This is a genomic window from Spirochaetales bacterium, assembly GCA_016930085.1.
GTDB lineage: Bacteria > Spirochaetota > Spirochaetia > SZUA-6 > JAFGRV01 > JAFGHO01.
Genome location: JAFGHO010000119.1, coordinates 41,718 through 50,151, shown reverse-complemented (window position 1 = coordinate 50,151; position 8,434 = coordinate 41,718). Strand labels below are relative to the sequence as shown.

At 50.4% G+C, this 8,434-nt stretch carries 7 protein-coding genes; 4 read left to right on the top strand and 3 right to left on the bottom strand.

Annotated features, from left to right (window positions below):
* Positions 1–1,821: AAA family ATPase (locus JW881_20220; GenBank protein MBN1699848.1), on the bottom strand; the 1,821-nt coding region annotated here is incomplete at its 3' end.
* Between the two features lie 31 nt (positions 1,822–1,852).
* The gene (locus tag JW881_20215) at positions 1,853–3,115 is read right to left on the bottom strand and encodes a DUF362 domain-containing protein (protein ID MBN1699847.1); all 1,263 of its coding nucleotides are present in this window, start codon (positions 3,113–3,115) and stop codon (positions 1,853–1,855) included.
* Between the two features lie 120 nt (positions 3,116–3,235).
* Between JW881_20215 and JW881_20210 the strand changes: the two genes are divergently transcribed.
* Complete coding sequence (locus JW881_20210) at positions 3,236–4,615, top strand: hypothetical protein (protein ID MBN1699846.1); 1,380 nt, start codon at positions 3,236–3,238, stop codon at positions 4,613–4,615.
* Here JW881_20210 and JW881_20205 read toward each other — a convergent pair.
* The gene (locus JW881_20205; GenBank protein ID MBN1699845.1) at positions 4,612–5,001 is read right to left on the bottom strand and encodes a DUF2784 family protein; all 390 of its coding nucleotides are present in this window, start codon (positions 4,999–5,001) and stop codon (positions 4,612–4,614) included. The two genes, JW881_20210 and JW881_20205, sit on opposite strands and share 4 nt — an antisense overlap.
* Before the next feature lie 191 nt (positions 5,002–5,192).
* Here JW881_20205 and JW881_20200 point away from each other — a divergent pair, with 191 nt between their 5' ends.
* The 3 genes from JW881_20200 to JW881_20190 all read left to right on the top strand — a co-directional run bounded on the left by JW881_20200 (position 5,193) and on the right by JW881_20190 (position 8,066).
* A complete protein-coding gene (locus JW881_20200; GenBank protein MBN1699844.1) occupies positions 5,193–5,492 on the top strand; it encodes a PilZ domain-containing protein in 300 nt (99 codons plus the stop codon).
* A gap of 396 nt (positions 5,493–5,888) precedes the next feature.
* A complete protein-coding gene (locus JW881_20195) occupies positions 5,889–7,280 on the top strand; it encodes a caspase family protein (GenBank protein MBN1699843.1) in 1,392 nt (463 codons plus the stop codon).
* Positions 7,281–7,328: 48 nt separating this feature from the next.
* Positions 7,329–8,066 carry a hypothetical protein gene (locus tag JW881_20190; protein MBN1699842.1) on the top strand — a complete coding sequence of 246 codons (738 nt, stop codon included), beginning with the start codon at positions 7,329–7,331 and terminating at the stop codon, positions 8,064–8,066.
* Positions 8,067–8,434: the final 368 nt, after the last annotated feature.

Genomic DNA, 8,434 nt, shown 5'->3' with positions numbered 1-8,434 from the left:
GATGAACATAAAGGTACCGAGCGGTTTGGCGATATCCGAAAGGCCGGCCTTGTTCCGGCGGATCGCGTCCGAAACCGCCCTGATCGCCTCTTCCTGGCCCACGACACGGCGCGAGAGGATTTCCTCGAGCTTTAAAAGCTTTGTCATTTCAGAGGCCATCATCTTCGAGACCGGAATTCCCGTCCATGTCGACACGATTTTCGCGATATCTTCCTCGGACACTTCCTCGCGAAGCAGTTTCGCCTCACCGTGAAGTTTTTCGAGCATCCGTGTTTTCTCTTCGAGGCGTTTCTCCGCTTCGGGTATTTTCCCGTGCTTAATTTCCGCCGCTTTCGCGAGATTTCCTTCCCGTTCATGCCGCGTTTCCTCGATATTGAGCTCCTCGAGTTCCTGTTTGATTTTTCTGATCTCTTCGATGATGGCCTTTTCATTCTGCCATTGAAGCTGCATGGCACCCTGGCGCTCCTTGAGTTTGGCAAGTTCTTCCGTTATTTTTTTGAGCCGCTCCTTACTCGCGGGATCCGATTCTTTTGCAAGCGCCTGTTTTTCAATATCGAGTTGAAGAATCTCCCGGTAAATTTCATCAAGTTCCGTGGGCTGGCTTTCGATCTCGATTTTGAGTTTGCTTGCCGCTTCGTCGATAAGATCGATCGCCTTGTCGGGGAGAAAACGGGAGGTGATATACCTGTCCGACAATACCGCGGCCGCGATAATCGCTTCGTCCTTTATTCGTACGCCATGGTGGACTTCATACCGCTCCTTAATGCCCCGTAAAATCGCGACCGTGTCCTCGACCGATGGTTCCGACGTATATATCTGCTGAAAACGGCGCTCGAGTGCCGGGTCCTTTTCAATATGTTTTCTGTATTCATCGAGGGTCGTCGCACCGATCGCGCGCAATTCACCACGGGCGAGTGCCGGTTTGAGGAGATTTGACGCATCCATCGCCCCTTCCGCGGCTCCGGCGCCGACCAGAGTATGAAGTTCGTCGATAAAGAGAATGATCCTTCCTTCGGCATCGACGACTTCCTTGATAACCGCCTTGAGTCGTTCCTCGAACTCCCCGCGGTATTTGGCGCCGGCGACAATCGCCCCGAGATCGAGTGCCAGTACCGTCTTGTTTTTCAGGGAATCGGGGACATCCCCCGACACGATTCTTCTGGCCAGTCCCTCGACAATGGCGGTTTTCCCGACACCGGGCTCGCCGATGAGGACCGGGTTGTTTTTTGTCCGCCGTGACAGCACCTGAATGATCCGGCGGATCTCATTGTCGCGCCCGATCACCGGATCGAGTTTTTCCCTTCGCGCGAGGTCCGTCAGGTTCCTGCAATACCGTTCGAGCGCCTGGTATTTGTTTTCCGGGTTCGGATCGGTGACACGCTGATTTCCCCTGATTGATTTCAGTGCTTCGAGGACCCTGCCCCGGTTGACATTGTAGCGTTCGAGCAGGCGCTTTACTTCACTCGACACTTTCAGGGCGGCAAGGAGAAAGTGTTCCGTCGAAATATAGTCATCCTTGAGGCCGTTCGCCTCTTCCTCCGCCTGCTGCAGAATGCCGTTCACGGCGGTCGAAAGATAAAGCTGTGTCGCCCCGTGGTACAGCTTGGGCTTTACCTTAATTTTCTGCTCGATCGCGCCGCTGAATTCCTTTATATCGACCCCGAGTTTCTGTAGCAGCGGGGGGACCACACCGCCCTCCTGCGAGAGTAAGGCGGAGAAAAGATGTTCGACGTCGATTTCCGAATGGTTATACTTTGTGGCGATCGAATGGGATTCTTCGATCGCCTCACGAGCCTTTTCCGTCAGCCTGTCTGTTTTCATTGCGTATACCTCTCTTTTTCACATAATGTAGTTATTTAACTTCAGGTTCGTTTTCTTCCGGTTCGTTTCCGGTAATCGCCTTGTAAATACGGGTGGGCACCGGCGGACATCCCGGTATGAATAGTCCTGAATCCCGGACGTTTTTCGTACAATTACCGATAAGGACCGTTCCCTGCTTAATCGTCCCGTCCAGACCCTTCCCGATCCCGATATGAAACTTGCCGTCATCGAGCAGGTATTGGCTCATATCGTCCTTGAACCTGCGGAGAAAAAGCATGACCGTGGACTGGCAGGCGCTGCATGAATCGCAATCATGAACGACGATATTCGGATATTTTATCGAAATACTCGAAGGCGGCCGGGTGTATGAAATAATATGAGACGTATAATTCTCCGCGTTGGCTCCACAGACTTGATATGTGGCCGGATCGAAAGAATATCCTGTCCGTTCGGCGGTGAGCCTGATATGAGGTATTTCCGCGGGATCGATTCCCATCATGAGGCAGGCATATATATCGGCCCCGACCGGGTTCCATGACGCAACGGCGAAATCCGATTTCACCGCCTCTCCGCCGGACGGGCCCAGTCCCTCCATCCCGATATACCCGTCGATCGCGCTCAGGTGGGGACGGAGGATCGTCGCGAGATCGGAAATCGCGGTATCGAGGGCTTTTTCGGGATATTCATTTCCCTCCTGATACTCAAGTTGATGATATCTCACCTTCTCGTGCCGCCAGAGACACCCTTTCATGTTCTTGATGCCGAGGGTGACACCGGTATGCATATGGCATTTCGCGACGGGCAGGGAAAGGATAAAATCAAAATCAAAAACCTGTTGACATATTTTCGTGAAACCCAGAATACGGGAACCGGGGATTTCAGTTTTAACCGGCTTTCCTTCATTCAAATCCAGAAGGGGGACCTTGTATTCGGCTGTGATCTCCGTAATCCCCGCCTTTCGAAATGCCTCCATCGTATCCACACCGACAATCGGGCTTTCGCCCACGGCAAGAATCGATACCCCCGCTTCCTGCAATGCCTCGATAGCCCCGGCCACGGCAAGTGGATGGGTATTTATTCCCTGGCCTGGACGGGCTGCCCTCCCGATATTCGGCTTTATTAATACCGATGCCCCCTTAAGACCTCCGATCGGAAGACTGAGTATCGCACGTTTTATATTTTCAAGCGGTCCGTTTTTACAGACAATCGCGACCTTGTTCTTCTCCATACCGAATATAATATAAAGCGAAAGCGATAATTTAGCAAGGGGAGACGCATGCACCTCCGTCCCCATGAAGGCAACAAGACCCGTGTCATATCGACATCGATACAATTGGTATGCTATGTTAATGAATGTAAATTTTTTAAGGTATTTCGGCCGCTTTTCCCGGCACACTTGTTGCTTACCATCGGTATGAAAAAAAATATATCCCGATATTCGGCCGTATTCATTTTTTGCTGTGTGACCGGCTGCCTCCCCCTTTTTCCGGTTTTTCCGGATAAAACGACCCTGACCGTCGAACTCCATGATCGTGAGGAATTACAATCCAGACTGCTTTTTACGGGAGAAAACATGAAACTGCTCATACGTGAAAAATCCCTGGGTCTGAACGATCTCGCCGTCACGGTCGGTCTTTCTTCGCCGATGTTGACCGCCGGACCGGTCAACAAACACGGGCTTTTCCGGGAATTATACAACCCGATGGGATTTTCAGCCGGTAGTAATGTCTTTACCGAAAAAACTGATCTCAGGCTTTCATCTTCCTTTTATAACGATTCCAATTATTTTCTGTTTTTGGAACCCGTCCCCGATACGTTCGGTATGTTTTGCGACCTCGACAATGGAAAACCTGTTTTCTGGGGGGGTACAATATCTATTGATTTTTGCCGGGAATCGTTTATCAGCTTTATTTATTCCGGTTCGCGCCCCGCCCGGGATGCCGCCGGGGAAGCGTGGTTTACCCCAAGAAACAATTTCTCCGGTGGTGACATTGTGCATATCGGGACAAAACTCTGTATCGCCCCACCCCGGTTTTCGTTCACCGTCACCGAAATCATTTCAGCCGGACGGCTCATTCCTCCAGGCTCGTTTACCCGTTGTACCTTGTCGTGCGATGTCACGGCATTCTCACCTGAGGTTTTTATCGGGGTTTGTACAGACGGCTTTATCACACCCCGGGGCGATTATGAAGCCGCGCGGCTTAAAACAGGAGGAAAGATAACGATTACCCCGGCAAAATCCTTTTCACTCCATGGGGGGTATGAACTTGCATACAATCACCCTGAGGATACCCGCCAGCACTATCTCGAAGGAGAGGAAACCTGGAAAGCGGGTGCCGTTTGGGATATGCCGGGCAATTCGAAGCCCGATTGTTCTTTTTCGTCATTTTTAATGGTACGACTGATGTATGATAAACACGGGCAAACAAGCTGCGAGAAAAGCGCATCCGTGACTGCGGAACTCATCCCGGACCCGGTCTCGTTCCGGGCGGCCCTGAACATGGCGGAGGAGGGAGGAAACGTGACGGCGGCGATAACATCGGATATCTCCCTTGAAGCCGGCGCGCACATGATATTCACGGGCGGAGGTCTTTTTTTAAGAGAAAACCCGGCATGGTCGTTCAGATGTTCCTATCGTTTTACGTACGCCGATTTCTGCGGATACGTAACGTTATCGACACGGAAACCGCTGCCATTGGAGTCGGGGGCTATGGCCGCGGCCGTCGAAGGAATCGATATCAATAATATCACATCAATTCTCACCACCACATTGGGGTGTGAAATCTCTTATTAATGCCTCCGGGTGCGGACGATATCCCTGATATTGAGTATCAGAGAAAGCATGAAAGCCGCGGCAAATAAAAAGGCAACCGCCGCATCAACGGCAAAGGCGTTCAAATCCAGTCCTGTCAACGAATCAAAAAAGAATTTTACATACGAACGGGGAAAATCGGTATACCCCAGTTTTATCTTTGCCTGCCAGTGCCAGTCGGTGAAAGGGCAATATCCTATACCGTACCCGCACAGCGGGCCGACCAGGAGCCACGAAATGCCTGTAAGAAAAAGCAGGATAAAATTCAGTTTCCTGGTTTTTTTCCATATCCAGCCGAAGGTACAAAAACCGGTAAATATCGCATGAAATACAAAAAAGAAAATATCGAGCGCCTTGTAAACGAGCATGATACGGGCAGTATATAATAAAGAAGGATATATGAACAATCATACAGGCGGACGGTTACCTTTTTTTCCCGGCAGCCGGCCTTCCGTATCGGGCCGCCGGCAGCGCACATTTCTCATTTTTTTCTTGTCTTCGGGCGATAAAAGTATAAAATTTATAACGAAGTCTGAATACGAAAGAGGGCAATACAATCGTGAAAGAAAGAAGAGAGTTTCCCCGCGTCGATGTGAATGTGAATGTCAATGTCAACAAACAGGTGAGGGCAAAAGTGAAAAATATAAGCAAAGGCGGTATTTGTATCACTACAAGGGAACCGTTGAATAAAGGAAGACTGCTCACCCTGAGTCTGACGTTGCCGGACGGAAGTCAGATAATAATAAAGGGAAAGGTCATGTGGAGTCTTCAGATTATTTCCGATTTTTTCGAAAACGGGATCGATTTTATGGAAGCGAATAAACTTCAGTACGAGACGATCAACAGGCTGACAAACTGAAATACCTTTTCCCGTTTACGGTACGGCGAACCCCCCTCCGCAATCCGTCATGTGGACATTTACGCAACTCATTGAAGTATCTCGTTATCATATAAAAAAATAAATATCCGGCAATGCCTCCGGAACCGCAATTACTTGCATATGCGCAAGGGGGTTTCTTCCTGTGCACCGCCGTCCCACAGGCGGGTTATTTATTTATAAAATAAGAAATTATTCTGTTTTAGATAAGACAGGGAAAAATTGGCACACATATTGAATATATATCCTTGCAGAAAGGAAACCGGATATATTTCGATGAGTGTTTTTTCTTTTGATTTTTTTATTATTTATGATACAATTGAGACTTCGCCTTGTAAAAAAAATATCTTTTTGGTTATTGAAGGAACAGGTAACCCAATGAAAAAACACTCCATATCCATCATTATCATCCTCTCTGTCTTTTCTTCGTATTATCTGCATGCTGATGAATCCAGAAATCTCAATAAAGTCGACGTCCCTCAAACGATATCCATAGAACGCGGCAGGCAATACCTTCTCCTCATCGGGATCGGAAAATACACGAAATGGCCGGCGCTGGAATACCCTGTCAGGGACATAAAGGAAATACGGGATATCCTCAAAACACGGTATGTCATTGACGAGGTCACAGAAATTTATGACAAAGAGGCGACAAAAGGCTATATAATCGAAACATTCGACCGTCTCAAGAAGACATTCCTCCCCGAAGACTCGCTTTTAGTCATTTATTTCGGTCACGGCTATTTCGATCAAACGACGAGTTCCGGATTCTGGATTCCGGTTAACGCGGGCAAAGACCGTTATGCCCAGGAAAACTGGCTTCCCAATTCACAGATAAGGGGATTCATCGGCGGGATCAAAGCATCCCACCTCTGCATCATCAGCGACTCTTGTTTCAGCGGCGATCTCCTCTCCGGAAGCCGCGGCCTCGAGGACACCGGGAAGGACATAACTTATTTCAACAAAGCGTATACGCGTGTATCGAGACAGGTGATTACATCCGGGGCGTCCGAGACCGTTCCGGATAATTCCGAATTCGCGCTCCAGCTCAAGCTTCTTCTGGAAAAAAACAAAAAACCGTACCTCGATCCCTACATGATCTACAGCGAAATCCGGCTCGGGATTACGCGAACGACTCCCCTTGTCGGGAACCTGAAGGAGACGGGCCATCAGGAAGGGGCGAGTTTTCTCCTCTTCCTCAAAGAGGAAATAGCAAACCCGCAGAAAGAAAAGAATACAATTGTCGTAATGGAAGAACCGGCGGCTGCGATAACGCCCTCCACCGGACACCTGTCGCTCGGCCTGAGGATGGAAATAAGCCTTCCGGTCGGAAAACTGGAAGAGGCAGTGGGATACGGGTACGCCCCCGCCGCGAGTCTCCTCTGGAATACCGGTTTCATGCACGGAACATTCGGTATCGGGGTGTTTGCGGGAATGAATTATGCGGAGGAAGCGGAAGATTATTCCCCTGCGTTTTCGGTTATATCGTTTCCCCTCCAGCTTCTGCTTCGATACACCTATCCCGAAGCCGCGTTCGTATCGGGATATATCGAACTCTGCGGGGGCGCTGCCGTCAATATGCTTCTTACCGGGGCCGGTGAAGGAGAAACGGGAAATATCCGGCCCGCTTTTTCCGTATCGTGCGGCATCAGGATGAACCTTTTCCGTTCATGGTTCTTCGGCGTCTACGGGAGTTTATTCATCAACTTTCTGGGCGATGATCCGTATACGGGAGTCTCCCCTGGGCTGTTGTACGAGATGATATTATAGTTTCGCAGCGATAATGCTATATTGGCAATTCATAAGGAGGAATTATTAATGGAAAAAAACGTCGTAACGATAATAATCGGCATTATCGCCGTTACCGGCTTTACATGGTTCAATTCCTGCGAGGATATTGATTTTCCGAATAAACCGAAGGAGGATCCGTCACCCCCTCCCTCCCGCGATCTGGTCGTGGACATTGAAAAGGGCGGAACACTGGATTTCGGCACGGTTTTATGGGAGGGAACGAGGCTTCACGATGAGTCCGATGTCAGCGAAGTTGTTTCCCGGCATTCAATTACGATAACGAATCAGGATAAGGACCCGCTTATCATCTCCGAAGTCGCCATCGAGCAGCCGGAGATAAACTTTACCGTCACCACATCATTACCGCTTACCGTTCTGCCGGAAACAGACACCGCGATCACCTTCGACTTCAAACCGGCGGATAACGGTATAAAAAGCGCGGTCGTCTCGATTATACCATACGAAAAATCGATACCTCCATACCTGTTCAGCCTCCGCGGTAAAGGAAACAGGGTGATAGCAGGTTCGGGACCCCAGGCCTTTACCGCATCGACGGCAAGCTGGAAACCGAACGACGGGGATGTCTATCGCCTGAGACTGGATATGACGCTTGTCGGCGGCGGTGGAGCCGGCGGAGATGGAGGCAGTGGCGGAAAGGGCGGCCAGGGGGAGGTTATTGTCACTACGATCCTTCGGGTCCCTGCTATGAGGGCGGAGATGGCGGTGGCGGCGGCGGCCCCGGGGGAACGGGATCGTGCTGCGTAAGTCAGAACGGAAAGAACGGCAATATCGGGTCAAGCGGCGGAAGCGGCGGTGCAGGATGTTCCGGCGCTTCAGGGTTTACATATAATAATGTGGAATACGGAAGGGGAGGTAATGGTGGTAACGGTGGATCAGGCGGAAAGGGAGGGACCGGTGGAGTTCCGGCCCCCTCTTTTGAGTGCGCAGGCACAGGCGGGTGGTCGGGATCATCCAACAGCGCAGGTTCCGCGGGTACCGCCGGAATCGCCATTATCGAATGGACCGGGTATGAAATACCGTAACCGTTTTGCCGGACCCTTCCGGGAACACATCGTTTGCATGGAAGGATCGATTTACGGTACCCAGCACCGTGCATCACCGGTATGAAGCCA